The organism is Saccharopolyspora galaxeae, from assembly GCF_016526145.1.
Lineage (GTDB): Bacteria > Actinomycetota > Actinomycetes > Mycobacteriales > Pseudonocardiaceae > Saccharopolyspora_C > Saccharopolyspora_C galaxeae.
Map to the genome: position 1 here is coordinate 394420 of NZ_JADDUE010000004.1, position 24807 is coordinate 419226.

General features: G+C 71.6%; 24 protein-coding genes. 8 read left to right on the plus strand and 16 right to left on the minus strand.

The genetic code is table 11. The features are described from left to right. The first annotated feature begins 112 nt into the window (after nt 1-112). On the plus strand, nt 113-1603 hold the full coding sequence (locus INP57_RS12185; protein WP_233627467.1) for a potassium/proton antiporter: 1491 nt from the start codon (nt 113-115) through the stop codon (nt 1601-1603). Between the two features lie 189 nt (nt 1604-1792). On the opposite strand, the gene gatB is transcribed toward INP57_RS12185, so the two are convergent. The 4 genes from gatB to gatC are packed head-to-tail and all read right to left on the minus strand — an operon-like array spanning nt 1793 to nt 5326. Continuing rightward, the gene (gatB, locus tag INP57_RS12190; protein ID WP_200070250.1) at nt 1793-3298 is read right to left on the minus strand and encodes an Asp-tRNA(Asn)/Glu-tRNA(Gln) amidotransferase subunit GatB; all 1506 of its coding nucleotides are present in this window, start codon (nt 3296-3298) and stop codon (nt 1793-1795) included. Next, nucleotides 3295-3492 carry a hypothetical protein gene (locus tag INP57_RS12195; protein ID WP_200070251.1) on the minus strand — a complete coding sequence of 66 codons (198 nt, stop codon included), beginning with the start codon at nt 3490-3492 and terminating at the stop codon, nt 3295-3297. Before INP57_RS12195 ends, gatB begins: the two co-directional genes overlap by 4 nt. Then, nucleotides 3492-5027 carry an Asp-tRNA(Asn)/Glu-tRNA(Gln) amidotransferase subunit GatA gene (gatA, locus tag INP57_RS12200; RefSeq protein WP_200070252.1) on the minus strand — a complete coding sequence of 512 codons (1536 nt, stop codon included), beginning with the start codon at nt 5025-5027 and terminating at the stop codon, nt 3492-3494. The genes INP57_RS12195 and gatA overlap by 1 nt, the downstream gene beginning before the upstream one ends. Then, entirely contained in the window at nt 5027-5326 is a 300-nt protein-coding gene (gene gatC / locus INP57_RS12205; protein WP_200070253.1) for an Asp-tRNA(Asn)/Glu-tRNA(Gln) amidotransferase subunit GatC, read from the minus strand. Before gatC ends, gatA begins: the two co-directional genes overlap by 1 nt. Before the next feature lie 453 nt (nt 5327-5779). On the opposite strand from gatC, the gene INP57_RS12210 reads away from it, so the two are divergent. Then, a complete protein-coding gene (locus INP57_RS12210) occupies nt 5780-6433 on the plus strand; it encodes an ACT domain-containing protein (protein WP_200070404.1) in 654 nt (217 codons plus the stop codon). On the opposite strand, the gene vapC is transcribed toward INP57_RS12210, so the two are convergent. From vapC to INP57_RS12225, 3 genes are all read right to left on the minus strand, one after another. After that, nucleotides 6434-6844, minus strand: a complete 411-nt coding sequence (gene vapC / locus INP57_RS12215; protein ID WP_200070254.1) for a type II toxin-antitoxin system VapC family toxin — start codon at nt 6842-6844, stop codon at nt 6434-6436. It abuts the gene before it with no gap. Next, nucleotides 6841-7050, minus strand: a complete 210-nt coding sequence (locus tag INP57_RS12220) for a type II toxin-antitoxin system VapB family antitoxin (RefSeq protein WP_200070255.1) — start codon at nt 7048-7050, stop codon at nt 6841-6843. The genes vapC and INP57_RS12220 overlap by 4 nt, the downstream gene beginning before the upstream one ends. 62 nt (nt 7051-7112) lie before the next feature. Then, a complete protein-coding gene (locus tag INP57_RS12225; protein ID WP_200070256.1) occupies nt 7113-7706 on the minus strand; it encodes a TetR/AcrR family transcriptional regulator in 594 nt (197 codons plus the stop codon). Nucleotides 7707-7773: 67 nt separating this feature from the next. Between INP57_RS12225 and INP57_RS12230 the strand changes: the two genes are divergently transcribed. Then, nucleotides 7774-9147, plus strand: coding sequence for an MFS transporter (locus INP57_RS12230; protein ID WP_233627359.1), 1374 nt, complete (start codon nt 7774-7776; stop codon nt 9145-9147). A 78-nt stretch (nt 9148-9225) separates the two neighbouring features. On the opposite strand, the gene ligA is transcribed toward INP57_RS12230, so the two are convergent. From ligA to INP57_RS12250, 4 genes are all read right to left on the minus strand, one after another. After that, the gene (gene ligA, locus INP57_RS12235) at nt 9226-11442 is read right to left on the minus strand and encodes an NAD-dependent DNA ligase LigA (protein WP_374220941.1); all 2217 of its coding nucleotides are present in this window, start codon (nt 11440-11442) and stop codon (nt 9226-9228) included. 253 nt (nt 11443-11695) lie between these two features. Then, nucleotides 11696-12427, minus strand: coding sequence for a hypothetical protein (locus INP57_RS12240; RefSeq protein ID WP_200070406.1), 732 nt, complete (start codon nt 12425-12427; stop codon nt 11696-11698). A 157-nt stretch (nt 12428-12584) separates the two neighbouring features. After that, complete coding sequence (locus INP57_RS12245; RefSeq protein WP_200070258.1) at nt 12585-13631, minus strand: DUF6461 domain-containing protein; 1047 nt, start codon at nt 13629-13631, stop codon at nt 12585-12587. 133 nt (nt 13632-13764) lie between these two features. Beyond that, nucleotides 13765-14799 (minus strand): methionine synthase, encoded by a 1035-nt coding sequence (locus INP57_RS12250; RefSeq protein WP_307850031.1) that lies wholly within the window; start codon nt 14797-14799, stop codon nt 13765-13767. Nucleotides 14800-14991: 192 nt separating this feature from the next. Here INP57_RS12250 and INP57_RS12255 point away from each other — a divergent pair, with 192 nt between their 5' ends. Continuing rightward, on the plus strand, nt 14992-15942 hold the full coding sequence (locus INP57_RS12255) for an ABC transporter substrate-binding protein (protein WP_200070259.1): 951 nt from the start codon (nt 14992-14994) through the stop codon (nt 15940-15942). 138 nt (nt 15943-16080) lie between these two features. On the opposite strand, the gene mnmA is transcribed toward INP57_RS12255, so the two are convergent. The 3 genes from mnmA to INP57_RS12270 all read right to left on the minus strand — a co-directional run bounded on the left by mnmA (nt 16081) and on the right by INP57_RS12270 (nt 19874). Then, nucleotides 16081-17169, minus strand: a complete 1089-nt coding sequence (gene mnmA, locus INP57_RS12260) for a tRNA 2-thiouridine(34) synthase MnmA (RefSeq protein WP_200070260.1) — start codon at nt 17167-17169, stop codon at nt 16081-16083. Nucleotides 17170-17174: 5 nt separating this feature from the next. Then, a complete protein-coding gene (locus INP57_RS12265) occupies nt 17175-18407 on the minus strand; it encodes a cysteine desulfurase family protein (protein WP_200070261.1) in 1233 nt (410 codons plus the stop codon). An 87-nt stretch (nt 18408-18494) separates the two neighbouring features. Then, nucleotides 18495-19874, minus strand: a complete 1380-nt coding sequence (locus tag INP57_RS12270; protein WP_307850032.1) for an MFS transporter — start codon at nt 19872-19874, stop codon at nt 18495-18497. Between the two features lie 113 nt (nt 19875-19987). Between INP57_RS12270 and INP57_RS12275 the strand changes: the two genes are divergently transcribed. Then, a complete protein-coding gene (locus tag INP57_RS12275) occupies nt 19988-20614 on the plus strand; it encodes an SRPBCC family protein (RefSeq protein ID WP_200070262.1) in 627 nt (208 codons plus the stop codon). Nucleotides 20615-20636: 22 nt separating this feature from the next. On the opposite strand, the gene INP57_RS12280 is transcribed toward INP57_RS12275, so the two are convergent. Beyond that, nucleotides 20637-21482 carry a lysophospholipid acyltransferase family protein gene (locus tag INP57_RS12280; RefSeq protein ID WP_200070263.1) on the minus strand — a complete coding sequence of 282 codons (846 nt, stop codon included), beginning with the start codon at nt 21480-21482 and terminating at the stop codon, nt 20637-20639. Further along, a complete protein-coding gene (locus tag INP57_RS12285; RefSeq protein WP_200070264.1) occupies nt 21479-22258 on the minus strand; it encodes a GNAT family N-acetyltransferase in 780 nt (259 codons plus the stop codon). The genes INP57_RS12280 and INP57_RS12285 overlap by 4 nt, the downstream gene beginning before the upstream one ends. Nucleotides 22259-22578: 320 nt before the next feature. Between INP57_RS12285 and rnhA the strand changes: the two genes are divergently transcribed. From rnhA to INP57_RS12300, 3 genes are all read left to right on the plus strand, one after another. Continuing rightward, on the plus strand, nt 22579-23046 hold the full coding sequence (rnhA, locus tag INP57_RS12290) for a ribonuclease HI (protein ID WP_200070265.1): 468 nt from the start codon (nt 22579-22581) through the stop codon (nt 23044-23046). 199 nt (nt 23047-23245) lie between these two features. Next, nucleotides 23246-23389 carry a hypothetical protein gene (locus INP57_RS12295; protein WP_200070266.1) on the plus strand — a complete coding sequence of 48 codons (144 nt, stop codon included), beginning with the start codon at nt 23246-23248 and terminating at the stop codon, nt 23387-23389. Between the two features lie 168 nt (nt 23390-23557). Beyond that, nucleotides 23558-24799 (plus strand): YcaO-like family protein, encoded by a 1242-nt coding sequence (locus INP57_RS12300; RefSeq protein ID WP_200070267.1) that lies wholly within the window; start codon nt 23558-23560, stop codon nt 24797-24799. The last annotated feature ends 8 nt before the right edge of the window (nt 24800-24807 follow it).

Genomic DNA, 24807 nt, shown 5'->3' on the forward strand with positions numbered 1-24807 from the left:
CCGCCATGCGTGGCGCACCTGACGCGGCCGCGCCGCTCGTGGTCCACTCAGGACACTCCGCCGCGCGTGATCGGGACCGCGGCGCGATGCCGGACGGGGACCCGCGATGGACTTGCAGCAGCTGTACGTGGCGCTGCTGGCAGGTGGACTCGTGCTGCTGGCGAGCATCGTGGCCACCCGCGCGGCTTCCCGGGTCGGACTGCCCGCGCTGCTGCTGTTCCTCGTCGTCGGGCTCGCGATCGGCGAGGACGGGCTCGGGCTGCGCTTCGACGACGCCCAGCTCGCGCAGAACCTCGGCACCGCCGCGCTGGCGGTGATCCTGGTCGAAGGCGGGCTCACCACCAGGTGGGCGGACGTGCGCGCGCTGCTGGCGCCTTCCGGGATGCTGGCCACGGTCGGCGTCGGCGTGAGCGTGGCGGTCACCGCGACCGGCGCGCATCTGCTGATCGGGCTGGACTGGCAGCCCGCGCTGCTGCTCGGGGCGATCGTGTCGTCCACCGACGCCGCCGCGGTGTTCTCCGTGCTGCGCACGCTGCCGGTGCCGCGGCGCGTGGCGGGCCTGCTGGAGGCGGAGTCCGGGTTCAACGACGCGCCGACGGTGATCCTGGTGCTGCTGTTCAGCAGCATCCCGTTGAGCATCGAACCGGTCGGGGTGGCCGCGAACCTGCTCTACCAGCTCGTCGTCGGCGCCGTGGTCGGGTTCGCCGTCGGCAAGCTCGGCGCCTGGGGGCTGCGGCGGATCGAGCTGCCCGCTTCGGGGCTGTACCCGCTGGCGATGTTCGGGCTGGGAGTGGTCGCGTTCGCCACGTCCGGAGCGATCGCCGCTTCCGGTTTCCTCGCCGCCTACGTCGCGGGATTGGTGCTGGCGAACTCCGGCCTGCCGCATCGGGCTTCGCTGCGCTCGTTCGCCGAAGGGCTCGGCTGGCTGGCGCAGATCGGCCTGTTCGTGCTGCTGGGACTGCTGGTCACGCCGCACGAGCTGCTGCCGGAGCTGCTGCCCGCACTGGTCGTGGGCCTGGTGCTGCTGCTGGTGGCGCGGCCGCTGTCGGTGGCGGTGTCGCTGGTGCTGTTCAAGCTGCCGTGGCGCGAGCAGGTCTTCGTGTCGTGGGCGGGCCTGCGCGGCGCGGTGCCGATCGTGCTGGCGACGTTCCCGGTGGTGGCCGGGGTGCCGGGCAGCAGCCGGGTGCTCGGCCTGGTGTTCGTGCTGGTCGCGGTGTTCACGCTGGTGCAGGGGCCGGGACTGCTGCGGCTGGCGCGGTTGCTGGGGCTGATCCGGGCGGACGCGGCGCAGGAGATCCAGGTCGAGGTGGCGCCGCTGGACGTGCTCGACGCGGAGCTGCTGACGGTGTCGATCCCGCCGGGCTCGCAGCTGCACTACGTGACGGTGCTGGAGCTGCGGCTGCCCGAGCCGAGCGTGATCACGCTGGTCATCCGCGGCGAGACCTCGTTCGTGCCGAGCCCGGAAACCCGCCTGTCCACCGGCGACGAACTGCTGATCATGACGACGGCCGCGGTCCGCACCGCGACCGAGCGCCGACTGCGCGCGGTGGGCCGCCGCGGCCGCCTGGCCCACTGGTTCGGCGAATACGGCGACCCCGACTGACCCGGTCCCTCGACGAGTGAACGGACTCCAGCCGGACCAACGAGCCGCTCGCTCGGAACCGCTCTCCGCCGGCCGGGTAGCGCGTGCGCGGGTCCGCAATGAGTGAACGGCCCGTTGGTCCAATCTGGTCGGACCAACAGGCCGTTCACTCGGAAAAAGTCACCGGTGCGGGAGCGCCGGAGTGGCGGCTCACTGCCCGCAGGCGGCGAGGATGAGTTCGCGGACGCGCTTGGCGTCGGCCTTGCCGCCGGTCGCCTTCATGACCGCGCCGACGACCGCACCCGCGGCCTGCACCTTGCCGCCGCGGATCTTCTCGACCACGTCCGGCTGCGCGGCCAGCGCCTCGTCCACCGCGGCCTGCAGCTCGGAGTCGTCGGAGACGACCTCCAGCCCTTGGGCGGCCACGACCTCGTCCGGCTCGCCCTGCCCGTCGAGCACGCCGTCGACGACCTGGCGCGCCAGCTTGTGCGTCAGCTTTCCTTCGGTGACCAGCTCGACCACCCGCGCGACCTGCGCGGGCTGGATCGGCAGCTCGCCGAGCTCGACGCCGCGGGTGTTGGCCTGCTGGGACAGGTAGGCCACCCACCAGGACCGCGCCTCGGACGGCGCCGCACCGGCGTCCACAGTGGATGCGACCAGGTCCAGCGCGCCCGCGTTGACCAGGTCGCGCAGTTCCTCATCGGACAGCGACCACTCCTGCTGGATGCGCTTGCGCCGCTCCCAGGGCAGTTCCGGCAGCGTCTGGGACAGCTCGCCGACCCACTCGCGGGACGGGGCGATCGGCACCAGGTCCGGCTCCGGGAAGTAGCGGTAGTCCTCCGAGGTCTCCTTCGGCCGACCGGCCGAAGTCGCCGCGGAAGCCTCGTCGAAGTGCCGCGTCTCCTGCTTGATCTCGCCGCCGGAGACCAGCACCGCCGCGTGCCGCCGCATCTCGTAGCGCACCGCCCGCTCGACGCTGCGCAGCGAGTTCACGTTCTTCGTCTCGGTGCGGGTGCCGAACTCCGCCGCGTCCTTGGCCATCAGCGACACGTTCGCGTCGCAGCGCAGCGAGCCCTGGTCCATCCGCACGTCGGAGACCTCCAGCGAGCGCAGCAGGTCCCGCAGCGCGGCCACGTAGGCCCGCGCCACCTCGGGCGCGCGTTCGCCTGCGCCGGTGATCGGCTTGGTGACGATCTCGATCAGCGGCACCCCGGCCCGGTTGTAGTCCAGCAGCGAGTGCTCGGCGCCGTGGATCCGCCCGGTGGCACCGCCGACGTGCAGCGACTTGCCGGTGTCCTCCTCCATGTGCGCGCGCTCGATCTCGACGCGGAAGGTCTCCCCGTCGTCGAGCGCCACGTCGAGGTGGCCGTCGAAGACGATCGGCTCGTCGTACTGCGAGGTCTGGAAGTTCTTCGGCATGTCCGGGTAGAAGTAGTTCTTCCGCGCGAACCGGCACCACTCGGCGACCTGGCAGTTCAGCGCGAGCCCGATCCGGATCGCCGATTCCACCGCTTTGCCGTTGACCACCGGCAGCGCACCGGGCAGGCCCAGGCACACCGGGCAGACCTGGGTGTTCGGTTCGGCGCCGAAGGCGTTGGCGCAGCCGCAGAACATCTTGGTGGCCGTGGACAGCTCCACGTGCACCTCGAGGCCCAGCACCGGGTCGAACCGCTCCAGGACCTCCTCGTAGTCCATGATCTCGGCGACCGCGGTCACTTCGCGTCCTCCCCCTTGCGCAGCGTGCGGATCGCCAGCGCGGTGCCGGTGACCAGGCCGAGCGCGGTGATGATCGAGTCGGCCATCGCCAGCTTGTCGTTGTTGGCCTTGGCGTCGCGGATGCTCGCGCGCAGCCCGAAGGCCGCCGACAGCACCGACGCGAGCTGGATCACTGCCTTGATCTTCGAGTTCATCACGCCACCTCCAGGGCGGGAATGCGGTCGATCAGCGGGCCGCCCTGGGCGGCGTCGCGGGCGGTCTCGTAGGCCGCGCCGACCCGGTAGAGCCGGTCGTCGGCCAGCGCCGGGGCCATGATCTGCAGTCCCACCGGCATTCCGTCCTCATCGGACAGTCCACTGGGGACGCTCATGGCGGCGTTGCCCGCCAGGTTCACCGGAATCGTGCACAGGTCCGCCAGGTACATCGCCAGCGGATCGTCGGAGCGCTCACCGATCTCGAACGCGGTGGTCGGCGTGGTCGGCGAGACCAGCACGTCCACCTGCTCGAACGCGGCGGTGAAGTCGCGGGAGATCAGCGTGCGGACCTTCTGCGCCTGGCCGTAGTAGGCGTCGTAGTAGCCGGACGACAGCGCGTAGGTGCCGAGCATGATCCGGCGCTTGACCTCGGCACCGAACCCGGCTTCGCGGGTCAGCGACATGACTTGCTCGGCGCTGCGCTCCCCGTCGTCGCCGACGCGCAGGCCGTAGCGCATCGCGTCGAACCGGGCCAGGTTGGACGACGCCTCGCTCGGCGCGATCAGGTAGTAGGCGCCGAGCGCGTAGTCGAAGTGCGGGCAGGAGATCTCCACGACCTCAGCGCCCAGCTTCGACAGCTGCTCCACCGCGGCGCGGAACGAACGCTCCACCCCGGGCTGGTAGCCCTCACCGGCGAACTCGCGCACCACGCCGACCTTCACGCCGGTCAGGTCCCCGGCCGCGCCTTCGCGGGCGGCCGCCGCGACCTGCGGCACCGGGGCGTTGATCGAGGTCGAGTCCATCGGGTCGTGCCCGGCGATCACCTCGTGCAGCATCGCCGCGTCCAGCACCGTGCGCGCGCACGGCCCTGGCTGGTCCAGCGAGGACGAGAACGCCACCAGGCCGTAGCGGGAAACGCCGCCGTAGGTCGGTTTCACGCCGACCGTGCCGGTCACCGCGCCCGGCTGGCGGATCGAGCCGCCGGTGTCGGTGCCGATCGCCAGCGGCGCCTCGAACGCGGCCAGCGCCGCCGCCGAACCGCCGCCCGAGCCGCCGGGGATGCGCTCGGTGTTCCACGGGTTGCGGGTGGGGCCGTAGGCGGAGTTCTCGGTGGACGAGCCCATCGCGAACTCGTCCATGTTGGTCTTGCCGAGCACCACCACACCGGCCTCGCGCAGCCGCTGCGCCACCGTGGAGTCGTACGGCGGGACCCAGCCCTCCAGCATCTTCGAGCCGCAGGTGGTGGGCATGTCGCCGGTGGCGAACACGTCCTTGAGCGCCAGCGGCACGCCAGCCAGCGGGGAAGCCGACCGGCCGGCGGCGCGGTCCTCGTCGGCCTTGTTCGCGGCATCGAGCGCACCGTCGGCGTCCACGTGCAGGAAGGCGTGCACGTTGCCGTCCACGCCGGAGATGCGGTCCAGGTGGGCGCGGGTGGCCTCGACCGAACTCACCTCGCCGGCGGCCAGCTCGGCTGCCAGCTCCGCGGCGGTCAGGCCGGTCAGGGCCGAGTCGCCGCCGGTCGCGGTCTGGGTCATCACGCCTCCTCGTTCAAGATCCGCGGGACGCGGAACCGGTTCTCCTCGGCCGCGGGCGCGCCGTCCAGCGCGGCCTCGCGCGGCAGGCTGGGCCGCACCACGTCTTCGCGGAACACGTTGGTCACCGGCACCGCGTGCGAAGTCGGGGGGATGTCCTGCGCGGCGACCTCCCCGACGCGGGCCACCGATTCGAGGATCACGTCGAGCTGACCGGCGAAGGTGTCGAGCTCCTGCTCGGTGACCGCCAGCCTGGCCAGGCCGGCGAGGTGCGCGACCTCGTCGCGGGAGATCTTGGACACTGCGAAGGCTCCCTGGTCATGTCCGGTATCACGGGTTGTCCTCAGTCTATTGCCGAGCCCGCATGGCCCCGGCCAGGGGGCGAACCCGGTCGTCACCCCGTGTCACCGCTGCGCCGCGGAGCGGCAGCGCAGGCCCCTTCCGCCTGCTCGCCACTTCGCCGCATCGGCCCCCCTCGGCTGACGGCCGCGCGTGTCGGCCGCCCTCTCCGGAACAGCAGCGGCGGACCGCTTCATCGGGGTCAATGCGGCCTTCGCGGGTAAGCCGGGCAGCGCGGGAAGGTGCAACGACGACCTCGCGTTGCACTACACGAACGGCGGGCGCACCGCTAGGGTGCGGTGTCTGCCACAATTTGGCCCGCCTGCTGCTCGCACGGCGGCCCTGGTGAGCGGCCGTGCGTCGCGGGGAGCGCGGACGGCGAGGTGCCGCGCACGAAGCTGGAGGCGTTGAGTCCGGTGTCCTTCCTGATCCGGGTTCAGATACCGGACCGCCCGGGGATCCTCGGGGCGGTGGCGAGTGCGCTGGGCGAGATCGGAGCAGACATACTCAGCGTCGACGTGGTCGAGCGGGCCTCGGACGTGGCCATCGACGACATGGTGGTGGAACTGCCGTCCGGTCGCCTGCCGGACATCCTGATCACCGCCGCGGAGTCCATCGACGGGGTCGAGGTCGACGCGGTCCGGCCGTACGCGGGCGTGCTGGACACCCACCGCGAGCTGGAGCTGGTCGAGGACATCGCCGCCGAGCCCGGCAACGGCCTGCAGATCTTCGCCGAGGGCGTGCCGAAGATCATCCGCTCCGGCTGGGCGATCGTGTTCGGGCACCACTCGGGCGGTGCCGAACAACTGGCCGCGAGTTCGTCCGCACCGCAGCAGGGCTACCTGGAGCTGCCGTGGCTGCCGCTGCCGCGCGCCACGATCCTGGACGGCGACGAGGGCTGGGTGCCGGAAACCTGGCAGGAACTCGGCACCGAACTGGCGGCGACCCCGATCGGCAAACCGGATCGCGTGCTGCTGGCCGGACGCCCCGGTGGCCCGATGTTCCGCGCCGCCGAGGTCGCGCGCCTCGCGCACCTGGCGGGCATCGTCTCGGTGGTCCTGGACGACTGATCAGTCCAGTGCAGACCGCACCCGAAGCTCGGTAGCGATATCCGCCAGCAACGCGTAGTCACGGTCTCGATGAACCAGCGTTGCGCCAGTTCGGATGGCGACCGCAGCGATCAGGCAGTCGACCATGGAGCGGACAGTGTTCCCGTTGCGGCGCACCTGCCTGTAGAGGTCGGCCGCCACGAAGAAATCTGTGGTCGGCTGAACGCCAAGCTGCGCGAAGCGGTTCAACGTCCCTTCGATCCGAGCCAGCCGAGTTCCCACGGCTCCGGCTCGCAGTTCCATGATCACAGGCTCTGTGGTGGCGATGCAGTCGGTGTCCTGCCCCAAGTCCTTCATGACGTCGTGGGATCCACCGGGAATCCCGCGAAGAAAGTCGATCCAGACCGACGTATCGACGAGATACTGCTTCATACCTGCTCCGGAGCATCGTCGCGGATCTCGTTGAGATCGCCATCCCAGCCGATCCCTTCCAGCGCGAAGAACTCCTCGCTGGTCACTTTAGGACCGACAAGTCTGCGCAACGCGACGTCGACCGCTTCGCGCTTGGTCGTCAGGCCGTACCGGTGCATCGCGGCTTCGACCAGTTCATCGTCTATATCGATGTTTGTGCGGCTCATACACCAACAATACACATCAACGCGAGTAGAGCGACAGGCGGCATCCGCGACAGGCCGAGGCTCTACCCGAACAGCGCGTTCAGGTGGTAGTTCAGCACGGTTCGGGCGGAGTCGGCGGTGCGCTGGCCGACCAGGACCGTGGTTCCGAGGCCGTGGCCGAGGGCCAACAGCCGGGCGGATTCGATCGCCGGGTCGGCGCTCGCGAGCAGTTCGCCGTTCTCCCGCGCCCGCGTAAGCAGGCCGGTGAGCTGCTCCTCCAGCCGTTGCGGGCCCTCGACGAACGGCTGCGCGGACAGCTCGGCGTCGGTCATCGCCAGCGCCGCGAACGAAGTCCACACCAGGTGGAACGCCCGGCTCGCCTCGTCGGTGGGCAGCGCTTCGGCGAGCAGTTCCGCGACCAGCTCGCGGGTCGACCCGCCGCGAGCGCGCATCCGCTCCGCCCACCGCTGGTGGCTGCGTTCTTCCAGGTGCAGCAGAGCGGAGTGCATGAGCTGGGCTTTGCTGTGGAAGTAGTACTGCACCAGCCGCAACGAGACGCCGGCCTCGGCGGCGACGGCGCGCATCGTGACCGCGTGCAGCCCTTCCCGCGCGGCCACCCGCACGAGGCCGTCCGCGATCGCGGCTCGGCGCTGGGCGTGATCGACGGTCTTCGGCAATGCTTCTCCTAGCTTCTCCTACGTGATACTGCTGTATATGATACTGCTGTATCAAAAAGGGGGAATCTTGGATCGCCGGAGGCTCCTGCTCGCCCTGGCCTGCGCGGCGCAGTTCATCGTCGTGCTGGACGTGTCCGTGGTGAACGTGGCGTTGCCGTCGATCAGCGCTTCACTGGGTCTCGACGAAACGGTGCTGCCCTGGGTGGTCAACGCCTACGCGCTGGTCTTCGCCGGTTTCCTGCTGATGGGCGGGCGGCTCGCCGACGTGATCGGGCGCAGGCGCGCGTTCCTCGCCGGGCTCGCGTTGTTCTGCGTGGCCAGCCTGGTGGGCGGGACGGCGGTCGAGCCTGGCGCGCTGATCGCGGCGCGGGCTGTGCAGGGGCTCGGCGCGGCCGTGCTCGCCCCGGCCACGCTGACGCTGCTGACCACCACGTTCCCCGAGGGGAACGACCGGACCCGAGCGCTGGCGATCTGGGCCGCCGTCGGAATGGCCGGTGGCACGGCCGGAAATCTCGCGGGCGGAGTGCTCACCGAGTACCTCTCCTGGCGGGCGACGCTGCTGATCAACGTGCCGATCGGGGTCGTTGCCGCGCCGCTGGCGCTGAGCCTGCTGGCGCGCGACCGGGCCTCAACGGCTGCACGCCTGGACGTGCCCGGAGCGCTCACCGCCACGGCCGGTCTGATCACGCTCACGTACGGGATCACGCAACTGCGCGACGCGGATTCGCTCGCCGTTGCGGCGGCGTTCGCGGGCCTGACCCTGCTCGCGCTGTTCGCAGCGCACGAAGCGCGCCACAGCGATGCCGCCCTGATTCCGGTGCGGCTGTTCCGGCTGCGCGCGGTGTCGGCGGGCAATGTCGTGCTGTTGCTGGCCGGGGCGTGCCTGAATCCCATGTGGTACTTCCTGTCGCTGGCCATGCAGGAACTCCTGCACTACGGGCCATTGGCGACCGGGCTCGGATTCCTGCCGCACACGCTGGTGAGCATCCTGCTGGGCGTGAACGTGGTGCCGAGGCTGATGCGCCACGTCGGCACGCGCGCGCTGATCGCGACGGGTGCGTCGATCAGCGCGGCCGGGTTCGGCTGGCAGAGCCTGCTGACGCCGGACTCCGGTTACGTGCTCGGGCTGCTCGGGCCGGGGATCCTGATCGCGATCGGCGGCGGACTGCTGAACACTCCGATCACGACCGTGGTGACCAGCGGAGTCGCCGCCGAGGACGCGGGCGCGGCATCCGGGCTGATGAACACCACCAAGCAGGTCGGCGGCGCCGTGGGACTCGCGGCCGTGGCGGCGGCGACCGCCACCGCCGACCGCGCGCCCGAGGCGCTCGCCGCCGCCTACGGGCACGCGTTCCTGCTGATGACCGGGCTGATGCTCGCCACAGCGCTCGCCACGGCGATGCTGCCGAGAACGGAGCGCACCGAAGCGGTGGCGAGCTGAGCGTTGGGTTCGAGAAGCGGCGTCAGCCGGTTGCGATGTGCTCAGCCCGGCCACCGGCGCGAACTCCCCGAGCAGCTCCTAGTCCTGCTTCGGTTCGCCGACGTCGAGCGCGGCCTCGGCCGCGGCGTCCGGGCCCTGCTCGAGCAGGACGGTGAAGCCTTCCTCGTCCAGCACCGGAACCTTGTGCTGCACCGCCTTGTCGTACTTGGACCCCGGGTTGTCGCCCGCGACGACGAACGCGGTCTTCTTCGACACCGACCCGGCCGCGCGGCCGCCGCGGGCCATGATGAGTTCCTTGGCTTCGTCCCGGGAATAGACGTTCAGCGAACCCGTGACCACAATGGACAGACCGGTGAGCGTGCGGGGCACCGACTCGTCGCGCTCATCGGCCATCCGCACCCCGGCTTCGCGCCACTTGCGCACGACCTCGCGGTGCCAGTCCACTTCGAACCACTCGCGCACCGCGCCCGCGATCGTGGGGCCGACGCCGTCGACCGCGGCGATGTCCTCCTCCGCGGCCTGCTCGATCCGCTCCATGGAGCCGAATTCGCGGGCCAGCGCCTGCGCCGCGGTCGGTCCCACGTGCCGGATGGACAGCGCCACCAGCACCCGCCACAACGGCTTGCGCTTGGCCGCCTCCAGGTTCCCCAGCAGTTTCGCGCCGTTCGCGGAGAGGTTGCCCTCCTTGGTCCGGAACAGGTCGGTGGCCAGCAACTTCTGCTCGTCGAGGTGGAACACGTCGCCCTCGTCGACCAGCGCGCCGGCACCCAGCAGCGCGACCGCCGACTCGTAGCCCAGCACCTCGATGTCGAAGGCGCCGCGCCCGGCCAGGTGGAACAACCGCTCGCGCAGCTGCGCCGGGCAGGAGCGGGCGTTCGGACAGCGGATGTCCACGTCGCTCTCCTTCTGCCTGCGCAGCGCGGTGCCGCACTCCGGGCACTCGGTGGGCATCACGAACTCGCGCTCGCGGCCGTCGCGGACGTCCACGACCGGGCTGAGCACCTCCGGGATCACGTCCCCCGCCTTGCGGATCACCACCCGGTCGCCGATCAGCACGCCCTTGCGGCGCACCTCGTCGGAGTTGTGCAGCGTGGCCATGGACACCGTCGAACCGGCGACCTGCACCGGCTCCATCTCCGCGTACGGGGTGACCCGGCCGGTGCGGCCCACGTTCACCTTGATGTCGCGCAGCACCGTGGTGGCCTGCTCCGGCGGGTACTTGTAGGCGATCGACCAGCGCGGGGCGCGGGAGGTGGTGCCGAGCCTGCGCTGCAGCGAGACCTCGTCGACCTTGACCACCACGCCGTCGATCTCGTGCTCGGCGGTGTCCCGGTTCTCGCCCCAGTAGCCGATCAGCCGCACGATCTCGTCCACTGTGGACAACACTTGGGTGTGCCGGGAGACCGGCAGGCCCCACGCCTTCAACGCGGCGTAGGACTCGGACTGCCTGCTCGGCTCGAAACCCTCGCGCTTGCCGAGGCCGTGGCAGATCAGCCGAAGCGGACGGGTGCGCGTCACCCGCGGATCCTTCTGCCGCAGCGAACCCGCCGCCGCGTTGCGCGGGTTGGCGAACGGCGCCTTGCCGGACTCGACCAGGGCGGCGTTGAGGTCGGCGAACTCCGAGACGCGGAAGTACACCTCGCCCCGGACCTCCACCAGCGCCGGAACCGGGAAATCGGCGGTGCCGGTGAGCCGGTCCGGCACGTCGGCCATGGTGCGCACGTTGAGCGTGACGTCCTCGCCGGTGCGCCCGTCGCCGCGGGTCAGCGCGCGTTCCAGGCGGCCGTCCCGGTAGAGCAGGTTGATCGCCAGCCCGTCGATCTTGAGCTCGCACAGGTAGTGCGCGTCCGCGCCGACCTCGCGCTCCACCCGGTCCACCCAGGTGCGGAACTCCTCGGTATCGAAGGCGTTGTCCAGGCTGAGCATCCGCTCCAGGTGGTCAACGGCGTTGAACTCGGTGGCGAAGGTGCCGCCGACCACCTGCGTCGGCGAGTCCGGTGCGCGCAGCGCCGGGTGCTGCTGCTCCATGCGCTGCAGCTCGACGAACCGCTCGTCGAACTCCGAGTCGGCGATCGTCGGCGAGTCCAGCACGTAGTAGCGGAACTGGTGCCCGCGCACCTCCTCGACGAGGGCCTGGTAGCGCTCGCGCACGTCCGCGGGCACGTCCTCGATGCCCTCGGTGCGCGCGGCTGCCGCGGGGTCGTCGGGCAGCTCGGTGGCGCGGTCGCCGTCGTCGGCCGGGTTCTGCTGGACGCTCTCGCCGGAGTCGGCACCGGCCCGCTTCTTGCTGGTCACGCCCGAAAGCCTAACCAGCCGTCCGGACAGTTCGCGCGGATCACCTCCGCTGCCGCCCGCCGGCGGGGCTACCCGGTGCTTTTCGGCGCGAACGGACCGCTGGACCGGCCAGGACGGGCGAACGGGAGCGCTCGCGCCGGAAGAAGTTGCGCGGATCAGGCGGCGGTGCGGGCGTGTCGGCCGTCAGGGGTCGCTGAACGAACGGATCGGCGAGCGAACGGGTCGCCCGACTGGTCCGGGGCGACCGGGTCGCTCACTCCGAGCTGTTCGGGTCGTCGAGGCGACGGACCAGGTCGCGGAACTCCAGCAGGCCCACCGCCCCGGACGGTTCCGCCTCGGCGGTCTCCACCCGGCCCAACCGGTCGGCGGCCAGCCGTTCGCCGAGCGCGGCGTCCAGCGGCAGGAACGTCAGCGCCGAACGCGCCTCGGACTCCAAACCGGCGAAACCGGGGTGGTAGACCGCCACGTCCACCAGCCCTTCGCCCTCGTCGACGCGCGCGAACACCCGCACCTCGTCGAGCGCGTAGCGCCGGTCGCGGAGGTTGACCGTCACCTGCGTCGGGTCCGGCACCGGCGGAACCGAGTCGTGGTACTCGAACAGGGCGTCGGCCTCCGGGGCGGCCGCCTTCCACGCGTCGGTGTAAGGCCGCAGCTCGGGATCGGCCTGCGCGCTGATCACCAGCGCGTACACCGCCTCTTCGCCTTGCTCGACGGAGAACGTGAGGTCCGGGTGCACGCCCGCGACGGCCTCGGCGAGCTGGTGGTCGAAGCGCTGCGGGGCGCCTTCGCCGAGGGCGGCGGCGACCTCCGGCAGCAGTTCTTCCCAGCGGCGCCAGAACTCATCGGCCTTCGCACGCGCATCGGCGGTGACTCCGGATTCCGGCGCGGTGTCGAGCGGTGCGGCGCCGGTCGACGTGCCATCGGCACCGGCTTCCGCGGCCTCGGCTGCGTCGGCATCGGCACGGCGGCGGCGCAGGAACCTCATCATGCGCTCATTGTGCAAGCCGCCCGCCGCCCGCCGTGGCGATTCCCGCCGATCCGCATCGAGTCCGCGGCGGGCGCCCGCGCGGCTTCGTCAGCAGTGAACGGGCCGTTCGCCCGCTCCCATCGGTCCAGCGGTTCGCACTTCGGACGAGTGGGGGTCAGGACAGGGCGGCCGCGGCCAGGTCGGAGATGGTGGCCTGCTCCAGCCGGAGCCTGCGGGACTCGGCCAGCGTCCCGAGCAGGCCCACCAGCGGATCGTCGTTGGTGGCCTGCCGCAGCACCTCCAGCGCGCGCACGCGGGCGCGGTCGGCGCTGGTGGCCGGACCGCGGTGCAACTCCCAGCGGCGCAGCCGCACGAGCTCACCGATCCGCCCGGCGTCGAACTCCGCGCCGGTTTCCAAGGCCCGCAACGTCTCGGTCACCTCGGGCCACCCGAACCCGTCGGCCACGTCCAGCACGTACCGCGCCACACCCACCGCGGCACGCCCGCACCTCGACGACCCTGCGCGGCGGAGTTCGCTCAGCAGCGCCGCCGAATCCGGGTGCTCGGGCCAGATGCGCGCCAGCCCGACCTCGTCCAGCAGCTCCTCCGGGGAGGCGGGCAGGTCCTGCGGCCAGGGCGCGACGGGGTAGGTGAGGAAATCGCCTTCCAGCCACTCCGGGGTGAGCGGGCATCCGGTGATCCGGGCGGCGAGCGCGAGCATCAGCTCGACGCTGTTCTCACCCCGCTCCTCCGAGCCGCTGCCCGCCCACGGCAGCCCGGCGCGGATCTCCTCCAGCTCGTCCGGGGCGACGCCGAGCCGGTACTCCGGCATCAACGCCTCGAACGAGGTGCGCACCGCCCCGTCCACCGCGTGCGAGAACCGGGTGAGCCCGTTGACGTCCCAGAACGCCGACACCGCCGCGGTGCCCGCGCTGACGCGCCGCAGCACCTCGCGGCGGGTGCCCTGCAGCCCGCCGTCCTCGGCCACCAGCGTCCAGCCGTCCCCGGTGCGCAGGCCGATCACCGGGTAGCGGTCCTGGTGCGCGAACGCTTCCTCGCAGAACTCGTCGAAGTCGAGCTTCTGCACGTGCTCGGTGACCGCACCGAAGCCGCGCCCGACGCGGTCCGCGTCGACGCCGCGCACGAAGGTCAGGCAGGCGGCGTCCTGGATGGTGCTGCGGTGCACCCAGGAGAACCGCGCCACTTCGCCGGTGTTGGACACGACGTTTTTCCTACCACCGTTGAAACATCCGAGTGACCCGAACCGCATAGATTGATCTTGCATGATCGGTCCGCGGGAACCCCGAAGCGCATCCGACCGCGGGCCTCGGCGGCCGGATGACCTCGCAAGGCCCTCAGCGGTGCGCCTCCTCCTGGAAAACCTCGGTGAGATCCCGCACCAGCCCGAACGCCCGCCGCGCCCAGTCCGGCGTCGCCCCGGCGAGGCCGCAAGCGGGGCTCACCATGCTGCGCTCGATCAGCACCCGCGGCCCGAAACCGAGTCGTGCGGCCAGCTCCAGTCCCGGCCGAGCCAGTTCCCGAGCGTCCGGGCGGTTCGCCGGTTCGGTTCCGGGTACCAGGCCGAGCAGCAGCGTGGTGCCTTCCTCCCACGCCTCCCCCAGCTCGTCGGCGAACGCCCCGGACACCGAGCCGAGCCCGGTCGCGTCCAGCGCCACGGCGCCCGCACCGGCCCGCCGCAGCAGCGTCACCGGCGGCCGGTCGGCGCAGCAGTGCGCGATCACGGGCGCGCCGGAGACGTCCGCGAGTTCGCCGATCACCTCGCCCAGCAGTTCCCGCACCTCCGGCTCCGGAACCGCGAGAACGTTGCCGTAGCCGGAGGGAGTCTTCAGCGATCCGGCCAGCACCGCGGGCAGCGACGGCTCGTCGAGCTGCACCACCACCCGCGCACCGGTGCGCGCCGCGACCTGCTCGACGTGCCGGGACAGGCCCTCCACCAGCGACGCGGTGAAGTCCCGCAGCGCGCCCGGGTCGGTGAGCACGCGGTGCCCGCGCTCCAGCTCGACCCCGGCGGCCAGCGTCCACGGCCCGGCCGCCTGCACCTTCACCGCCCGCGGCGCGCCCGCCTCGGCGACCGCCTGCTCGACGGCGTCCAGGTCCCAGCGCAGCAGGTCCACCGCGCGCCGCTGATCCCGGCCGGGACTGCCGGTCACCCGGTAACCGGACGGCACGACCTGCACCGCGAGATCCACCAGCAGACCGGCGGCGCGCCCGATCAGGTCGGCGCCGACGCCGCGCGCGGGCAGTTCGGGGAACGGCATCAGCCCGGGCAGCTCGCCCGCCACGACCCGCGCGGTCTCCAACGGGTCGGTGCCCGGCATGGAGCCGAGGGCGGTGGCGGTGCCGGGGTTCCACGCTGCTTCATCGCTCACCCGGCCATTCTGACGTGGCGGCCCGCGGCTGATCGCGAGGGATTCCCAGCAAGCGCACCGGACGGGTGATCCCGGCGGCCTGAAAGGTTAGGCTAACCATGCTCGATCCGGGGATCCGGCTCGGCGCCTGTTCCGGTTGCTCGCCGGACCACCCGCGCCGAACGAGAGCAAGACCGTCGCCAAGGAGTTCCGATGCCGTCACTTTCCCGCCGCGGCCTGCTGCACGCCGCGACCGCGCTGGCCGCCGCCGGAGTCGCCGGGTGCGCGCAACAACCCGGCGGGGCGGCGCCGGAAGGACCGTCGCGCAGCATCGACACGCACCTCGGCCCGGTGCGCATCCCGGCGAATCCGCAGCGCGTGGTGTGCCTCGACCAGTACGCGACGCTGGCGCTGCTGGACGTGGGCGTGCGACCGGCGGCCACTGTGGACGGACTCGACGACTGGATGCCCGCGCAGCACCTGGCGGCATACCGGTCGTTACCGCGGGTGGGCGGTTACCAGCCGGAGTTCGAGCGGGTGCTCGCCGCGCAGCCCGATCTCATCATCGGCAACAGCGCGTTCACGCTCAGCGGCGGCGACACCTACGAGAAGCTCAGCTCGCTGGCGCCGACGGTGATCCTGACCTCGCTGGTTTCCGGGCAGTGGCAGGACATGGCGCTGCAAGCGGCGAACGCGGTGAACCGCCCGGAGCCGATGAACCGGCTCCGCGAGCGCTACCTGCAGCGGGCGGCGCAGATCCGGCAGCAGCACGCGGATGCGTTGGCGCGCACCGAGTTCAGCCTCATCGCGTCGTTCAAGCAGGGCTCGTGGAACCTGTGCCTGCCGGACTCGTGGAGCGGGGTGGTGCTGACCGAGGCCGGAGCCCGGTTCGCGGGCGCTTCGGCCGGGCGCACCGGCAGCGCGGTCGAGCAGTCCTTCGAGCAGATCGGCGTGCTGGCCGACTCGGACGTGATCTTCTACCAGGTCAACCCGGACGGCGCGGTGGACCCCGCGATGCAGGCGCTGCTCGACCAGGGCGCGTACCGGAACCTGCCCCCGGTGCGCGCGGGCGGGGCCGTGCCGCTGCGGAACCTCTACGTGTTCAGCTTCACCCAGGCGCTCGGCGCCCTCGACGAGCTCGAAGCCGTCCTGCGCGGCCGCTGACCGACGTTCGCGAAGTGCCGAGCCCTTCCGGCCGATCGGGACGAACGGTCCGTTCACTCCGAAACGGTCTCGAGTGAACGGCCTGTTTGACCAATCTATTCGGACGAACGGTCCGTTCACTCCTGAACGTCGCTCGGGTTAGCGGGTTGCGGAGATCAAGGCGCTGCCGAGCACGACGTCGCCCGCGTCGTCGGGGCGGTAGAGCACGATCGCCTGGCCCGGCGCCACGCCGCGCAGCGGCTCGTCGAGCCGGACGCTCAGCCCGCCGTCGGCGACCTCCGCGACGGCTCCGGCGGTGCCGCCGTGCGCGCGCACCTGCACGACGCACTCGGTGGCACCGTCCAATTCCCGCTCCGAAGGCCAGATCGGCCGCTTCGCGTCGATGCCGGTGACGCCGAGGTCCTCGGCGGAACCGACCTTCACGGTCCCGGAAACCGGCTCCAGCGAGAGCACGTAGCGCGGTTTGCCGTCCGCGGCGGGCGCTTCGATGCCGAGGCCCTTGCGCTGGCCGACGGTGAACCCGTGCACGCCGGTGTGGTGCCCCAGCACCGCGCCGCTTTCGGCGTCGACCAGCTCACCCGGGCGCTCGCCGAGCTTGGACTCCAGGAACCCGCGGGTGTCGCCGTCCGGGATGAAGCAGATGTCGTGGCTGTCCGGTTTCTGCGCCACCGCCAGGTCGCGCTCGTCGGCCTCCGCGCGCACCTCGGACTTCAGCGAGTCGCCCAGCGGGAACATCGAGTGCCGCAGCTGCTCGGCGGTCAGCGAGGCCAGCACGTAGGACTGGTCCTTGCCATCGTCCCGGCTGCGGCGCAGCTCCGGCACGCCGTCCCGGACCACCAGGCGCGCGTAGTGGCCGGTGCAGACGGCGTCGAAGCCCAGCGCCATCGCCTTCTCCAGCAACGCCTCGAACTTGATCTTCTCGTTGCAGGTCAGGCAGGGGTTCGGCGTGCGCCCGGCGGCGTACTCGCCGACGAAGGTCTCGATCACCTCTTCGGTGAACCGCTCGGCGAAATCCCAGACGTAGAACGGGATTCCGAGGATGTCCGCGGCGCGGCGCGCGTCCCGGGAGTCCTCGACCGTGCAGCAGCCGCGGGCACCGGTGCGCAGCGTGCCGGGCTTCGCCGACAGCGCCAGGTGCACGCCGGTGACGTCGTGCCCGGCGGCGACCGCGCGGGCGGCGGCGACCGCGGAGTCCACCCCGCCGCTCATCGCTGCCAGTACTCGCACTGCTCTCACACCTCCGTCGTGGCGGTCGTCGGACCCGCCGCCCTGCGCAACCCGGTCAGCCCGGCGTTGCGCGCCCGTTCCACCACCGGCCCGATCGCCTCGGTCAGCGCCCGCACGTCGGCCTCGGTGGAGTCGTGCCCCAGCGAGAATCGCAGGGAGCTGCGCGCGGCCCGCGCCTCGGCCCCCATCGCCAGCAGCACGTGGCTCGGCTCGGCCACTCCGGCGGTGCAGGCGGAGCCGGTGGAGCATTCGATTCCGTTGGCGTCCAGCAGCATCAGCAGGCTGTCGCCTTCGCAGCCGGGGAAGGTGAAGTGCGCGTTGCCGGGCAGCCGGGACCATTCGCCGTCCTGCCCGCCCGCGCCCGGATCGCCGTTGAGCACGGCGTCCGGCACCGCGGCGAGCACGCCGCTGATCAGCTCGTCGCGCAGCTTCGCCAGCGCCGGGCCGTGCTCCGGGCGTTCGCGCACCGCTTCCCGCACCGCGCTGGCCAAGCCCAGCACGCTCGGGGTGTCCAGCGTGCCGGAACGCACTTCGCGCTCCTGGCCGCCGCCGTGCAGCACCGGAGTGCATTCGACGTCGCGAGCCAGCAGCAGCACGCCCGCGCCGTAGGGACCGCCGAGCTTGTGGCCGGTCATGGTGAGCGCAGCGGCGCCGGAGGCGGCGAAGTCGACCGGCACGGTGTCCACCGCCTGCACCGCGTCGGTGTGCAGCGGCACGCCGTAGCGGTCCGCGACCGCGGCCAGCCGCGAGATCTCGTTGACCGTGCCGACCTCGTTGTTCGCCCACATCACGGTGATCATCGCGACGTCGTCCGGGTTCGCGCGCAGCGCCTCCTCCAGCGCTTCCGGGCGCACCCGGCCGACCTGGTCGACCGGCAGCCAGGTGATCTCCGCGGCTTCGTGCTCGGCCAGCCACTCGACCGCGTCCAGTACCGCGTGGTGCTCCACCGCCGAGGCGAGGATGCGGCGCCGGTTCGGGTCCTTGGCGCGCCTGGCCCAGTAGATGCCCTTGACCGCGAGGTTGTCGCTTTCGGTGCCTCCGGCGGTGAACAGCACCTCGGAGGGGCGCGCTCCCAGTGCCGCGGCGATGCCCTCGCGGGACTCCTCCACGGCGCGGCGCGCGCGCCTGCCCGAGGTGTGCAGCGAGGAGGCGTTGCCCAGCTGGGCCAACGCCTCGCTCATCACCGTGACCGCCCCCGCGCGCATGGGGGTGGTGGCGGCGTGGTCGAGGTAAGTCATCGCGACACCAGGGTAAACCAGGCGTGCACCGGTCCGGCCGGGCTCGTCGGCTCCGGGCGGCTCAGGTCTCAGGCGCGGTCGCGCGGCTCAGGTCCCAGCCGCGGCCGCCCGGCGCAGGACCCGCACGGCGCACAGCACCGCGACGCAGGCCAGCAGCAGGTCCAGCGGCACCACCCCGGCGGTGGCGGCACCGGGCCGGGACATCGCGGCCACGAGCACTCCGCCCAGCCCCACCAGCAGCGCCTGCCCGAGCATGTCCGAGAGCTGCAGCGCGGCCGAGTTGAACCCGCGCCGCTGCGGTTCCGACAGCGACAGCACCCGGACCGAGGTGCTGGAGATCGCGATGCCCATGCCCGCACCGCCCAGCGACCACAGCCCGAACACCGCCCACGCGGGCCCCCAGACCGGCGCGATCAGCACCAGTCCGGCGACCGCGGTAGCCACCAGCAGCAGACCGGCGCCGACCAGGTACTCCCGCCGGATATCGCGCCGGGAGCTCTGGAAGAACGCGCCGGCCGACCAGCCCAATGATCCGACGGTGAGCGGAATTCCGGCCGTGGCAGGCGAGTAGCCGTGCACGACCGACAGCGTCAGCGGCACGAACGCCTGCGCGGTGATGAACACCCCCGCGAGCAGCCCGCGCGCGAGCACCATCACCGGAATCCCGGACTGCCCGCTGAAGGTGCCGCGCGGCAGCAGCATTCGCAGCGACGGAGCCAGCACGACCAGCGCCACGGCGCCGATCACCACGACCGGCACGGAGGTGTTCCCGTCCGTCGCGGTCTGCGCCGCCCAGTTCACCCCGACGACCCCGGCCGCAGCACCCACCGCAGCCAGCGGCAATCCCGGCGCACCGGCCGGGGATGCGGTCTCACCGGCCCCGAGCCGCCGCACCGTCGGCACCAGCAGCAACGCCCCCACCAGCATCAACGGCGCGAGCCCGAGGAAGGTCCAGCGCCAGCTGAGGTGCTCGGTGAGCAACCCCGTGATCGCGGGCCCGACCAGCGCGGGCACCACCCAGGCCGCGGACAGCGCACCGAACGCGGCAGGCCGATCCCGCTCCGGGTAGACCCTGGCGATCAGCACGTACAGCGCCACGATCTGCCCACCGGCGCCGATGCCCTGCATGGCGCGCGCCACCAGCAGGCTCGGCATGTCCGGGGCGAATCCGGCGATCAGCAGCCCGAGGCCGAAGGTCGGCATCGCCACCAGCAACGGCGCCCCTGGGCCGCGGCGGTCGGCGATGCGCCCGCCGACGACGTTGCCGATCGCGCTCGCCGCCAGGAAGACGGTGAACGGCCACGAGTACCACTGCTCGGCGTGCAGCTCGCGCACGATCGTCGGCAGGGCGGTGCCGATGCCCATCGCCTCGAACGCGGCCAACGTGATCACCAGGACCAGGCCGATGGTGAAGTTCCGCCGCCCCGGGCTCCACAAGGCGCTTTCTGAGGTTCCGTCAACGCGCACCCGGCGAGCCTGCAACTTGCACGGGGGTACAAGTCCAGCGAAGTCGCCCGCACGGGCGCAACGCCTGGTTCAATCGCGCCCGGGATGCGCACTTTCGGCGAAGGAGAGCACCGATGCCCGAGGTCGAGCAGCAGATCAATGCCGTCACCCGCACGGTGGGCACTCGCGAACTCGAAGCAGGCACGGCGAACGTCGTGACGATCGCGCAGAGCTGCCCGGCGCCCGTGGCGGACGTCTGGGACGCCTGCACCAACGCCGAGCGGATTCCCCGGTGGTTCATGCCGATCAGCGGTGACCTGTCCGAAGGCGGCCGCTACCAGCTGGAGGGCAACGCGGGCGGCACCGTGCAGCGCTGCGACCCGCCGAACGGCTTCGACGCGACCTGGGAGTTCGGCGGCGCGACGAGCTGGATCGAGGTGCGGCTGACCGCCGAGGACGCGAGCAGCACGCGGATGGAGCTGCGCCACATCGAACTCGACAACGACAACTGGGCCGAGTACGGGCCGGGAGCCGTGGGCGTCGGCTGGGACATGGGGCTGCTCGGGCTCGCGGTGCACTTCACCGGCGACTCGGCGTACGGGGCGGAATGGATCGGGTCCGCGGAGGGCAGCCGGTTCGCGTGGCTCAGCAGCAAGGCGTGGTGCGCGGCGAACATCGCCGCCGGAACGCCGGAGGCGCAGGCCACGGCGTGCGCGGATCGCACGACGGCGGCCTACACCGCACCGCCGGAAGGGTCCTGAGCCCGCGGGTGACCGCCCGGGCTCACGCCGCCGCGGGCTGCGGCAGGTGCGGGAGGTGCGGCTCGGCGGGTGCGGTGACCTCTGCCACGGCGCGTTCGGTGCGGCGAGCCAGTTCCCGGCGATCGCCAACCGCGGCCGCGTCCATCTCGGGCAGCAGCGACAGCTCCACCACCAGATCCCGGACCCGAGCCACCGCGAGCACGGATTCCAGCAGCGTCGCCTCGCCGACGAACGCCGCAGCGGTCGTCGGCCGCCCACCGGCGCTGAACCGCAGCGCCACCGGCTGCACCGGCACCCGCGCGTCCACCGCCGCCTGGAACACCGCGGGCCGGTACCTGCCGGACGCGAGACCGCACCACGTGGTGCCTTCCGGGAAGGCTCCGACCACGGCGCCGCCGCGCAGCGAGTCGGCGATCGTGCGCACCGCCCCGGGCAGCGCGGACAACCGCTCCCGGTCGATGTAGAGGGTGCCGACGCGCCCGGCCAGCGGCCCGATCACCGGCCAGGACCGCACCTCGGTCTTGGCCAGCAGCCGCATCGGGCGCACCGCCATCAGCGCGACCACGTCGAGCCACGAAACGTGGTTGGTGACCACCAACGCCCCGGAATCGAGCCGGTGCTCACCGCGCACCGCGAACCGGATGCCCAGCACCCGCAGCAGCGCCCGGAACCACGACCGCACCAGCGCAGTGCGCGCGGACCGCCACAGCAGCGCGAACACCACCGCGACCCCGATGCCCGCGAGCATCAGCCCGGCGGCCCCGGCCAGCCGCAGCGCCACGCGGTGCGTTCCCGCGCGGCGCACCGACCCCGGCCTGGGCAGGCAGCCCGGGCCGCACGGCGAATCCGGCGCCCATCTGTGCGTCATGCCGCGGCACCGAGGAAGAACCGCAGGTAGCGCGGGTCGATCCGGGTGAAGTCGAGCAGCACAAAGAAGTCCGCGACCCCGAACTCCGGGTCGTGCGCGGGCCGCCCGCACACCTGCGCGCCGAGCCGCAGGTAGCCCTTCAGCAGCGGGGGCAGCGGACCGCGGTGGGTGCGCTCGACGGGTTCCGGGTTCCACGGCAGGTACGGCTGCACCCGCGAGTCCTCCGGCGCGTAGTGCTTCGCCGAAACCGTGTCCCACACCTTCGCCGCGAGCGCGCCGCCGTCGTCCAGCGGCACCGAGGCGCACCCGGCGAGCCAGGTGTGCCCGTGGAGCAGCATGTAGCGGGCGATTCCGGCCCACACCAGGCTCACCACGCCGCCGGTTCGGTGGTCGCGGTGCACGCAGGAACGGCCGGTTTCCACCAGGGCGGGGCGCAGTTCCCCGAGCGCGGACAGGTCGAACTCGGTCTCGGAGTAGAGCCCGCCCGCTTCCCGAGCGCGCTCCGGCGGCAGCATCCGGTAGGTGCCGACGACTTCGCCGGTGCGGTCGTCGCGGACGATCAGGTGGTCGCAGTGCTCGTCGAACGGATCGGTCTCCACGCCCGGCGCGTCGCCGTGCACGGTGGCGCCCATCTCTTCGGCGAACACTTCGTAGCGCAGCCGCTGCGCGGCCCGCACCTCGTCGCTGTCCCGGGCCACGAGCAGCGAATAGGGAGTGGTGGCAGTGGTCGGAGATCCCGCTGGAGCGGTGCTGGCAAGCAGCGTCGACTCGGACATGCCCGCAGGTGTATCGCCGCGCGCAGAAAGCGCAGTAGGACCGCTGAGGACACGCAATAGGAATTTTCGGTGAATGCCCGGTACTTACCGCACTGGCCTGCCCTGACCGGCCCAACGAACACCGCATCCCGGAAGTTCCCGCGCCCCCGGAGTTCTCCAAGCGAACGGACCGCTCGTCCCACAAGACTGGTCGAACGTGCCGTTCACTCGGCGCGAAAGCTCCCCGGCAGAACGACGCGTGCGCGTGTCGCGCGGGAGTCTCGTGGTCCGCGGGTGACCGGGGTGGCGGGCCGGGTTCGCCCGCGCGCTAGGTTGCGGGGATGCCGCAGCAGGACGAAGCCGGGGCGCGCGACCGCGTCGAGTTGTTCACCGATGGCGCGTGCAGCGGCAATCCCGGCCCGGGCGGCTGGGGCGTGGTGCTGCGCTACGGAACGCACGAGCGCGAGCTCCACGGCGGTGAGCCGGGCACCACGAACAACAAGATGGAACTCACCGCGGTCATCGAAGGGCTCGCGGCGCTGACCCGCCCGATGCCGGTGGTGCTGGTGCACACCGACAGCACCTACGTGCTCAAGGGCATCACCGAATGGCTCGCGGGCTGGAAGCGCAACGGCTGGAAGACCGCGTCCAAGCAGCCGGTGAAGAACGCCGAGCTCTGGCAACGGCTGGAAGCCGAAGCGCAGCGGCACGGCACCGTCGAGTGGAACTGGGTCAAGGGCCACGCCGGGCACCCGGAGAACGAGCGCGCCGACAAGCTCGCCTGCCGCGGCCGCGACGAGAATCGCTGAGAACTCGCACCGGCGCGGAATTTCGCGCGCCGCAACGGATTCGGCAGAACCGGACCGAAAACAGCACATTTGCGGAATGTGCTACTTCCGTCGTAGTCCATCCGAATGCGCCCCGTTGACGCGATCTCGCCCACCCGCGCAAACTCCGAATGCGCACAATGGGCTCATCGCCCGCGTCGACCCCGCAACGGAGGAAAAAATGGGTGTTCTCATTGCCAAGGATATTGCCGCCGCACGAGCGGAAAAGCTCGAACTGTCGAAGGCCGAGCAGCAGGTGATCGCGCACCTCGTTCGCGAGCACCAGCAGCAGGACCAGCAGCGGACCGGCGCAGCAAAGCGCTGACGACGTGGGCACCCGGCGCAAGCGGCACACCTCGCCGGGTGCCCGGCCGAAATCCACCACGCAGCCGACCGTGCGGTTTCAGCAACGATTCCTGTTCAGCGCGAACGAATTGTCCGCGAATCGCTTGCACCGCTCCCACGAACACTCGATCAAAAGCGAGGCGTTGCATTGCGCACCATCGACGGAGATCAGCACGCGCAAGCCGGTGAGCGGTCCTGCGACTGGCGGACGGCGCTGTCGAACGGCGAGCGAGCCGTCCGGCGGTTCGGGTGGACCGCAGAACTCGACCCGCTCGGCGATGACCCCGCGCTGTGGCGGTGCGTCCTGCACGACCGCAACGGCGAGCCGGTGCCGAGCGGAGCAGGCTCCGGCAAGGGATACCGGCTGCCCGCCCAGGTCGGGGCGATCTTCGAGGCGCTGGAGCACCACTTCGGCCGCGAGCAGCACAAGACCCCCGACATCGTCCTGCGCTCAGCGCGCGAAGCCGCCACCGAGCTGACCGGTGATGTCGTGGGCGCCCGCCTCGCGGAAGGCCCCGACGAGCCGATCGCCTGCCTGCCGTTCCGGAACCTGTCCGACGACGCGGCGACCCTGCTGCCGGCGTTCCTGACGTCTCCCGACTACGTCAGCGACGCCTTCGAGCCGGAACGCCGCGAACTCGGCGACACCTACGACTACGCGGGCGTGCTGCGCTATTCGCTCAACAGCGGCTGCGCGGCGGGTTCCACGCGGGAAGAGGCCACCGTCCACGCGATCAACGAGATCGTGGAGCGCGACGCCTTCTCGCTGATGCTGATCAACACGTTCCTCGCCGCAAGCCCGGCGCCGCTGACCGTCGTCGACCCCGCTACCCTTCCCGACAACCTCGCCGAACTGCACGGGATCGCGCGGCAACGCAGCGGCGGGAGCGTGCAGCTCATCGACATGACGACGAGCCTCGGAATCCCCGCCGTGCTCGCTTACCTCCCGCCGCAGCCCGGTGAACCGGCGCGAGTGCGCGGTGCAGGCGCGTCGTTGTCCCGCGAGCACGCCATCCGGCGGGCGCTGATCGAGCTGCTGCAACTAATGGCGGGCAGCACGCAACGCGAAGACGAAGACAAGGAACGGGACTGGACCGCCGAGTACCCGCCGTTCCACGACTGCTACCTGATGAACCTCGGCCCGAGGCTGCTCGAAGCCGAGGTGGTGCCGTACGCACCGACCATCGCCCCGGGCGCTCCGGACGGCCACCTGGAACGGCTCGTTCGCATCCTCACCTCGCACGGCTTCACCCCGCTCGTGCGCGAGCTGCACACCAGCGCGGAGCTGACCGTGGTCAGCACCGTCGTGCCAGGACTCGAACGCTTCATGGTGATCACCGACGGCCAACTGGTCGTTCCCGGTCCGCGCGGGCTCGCCGCCCGGCCCTGAGACGAAAA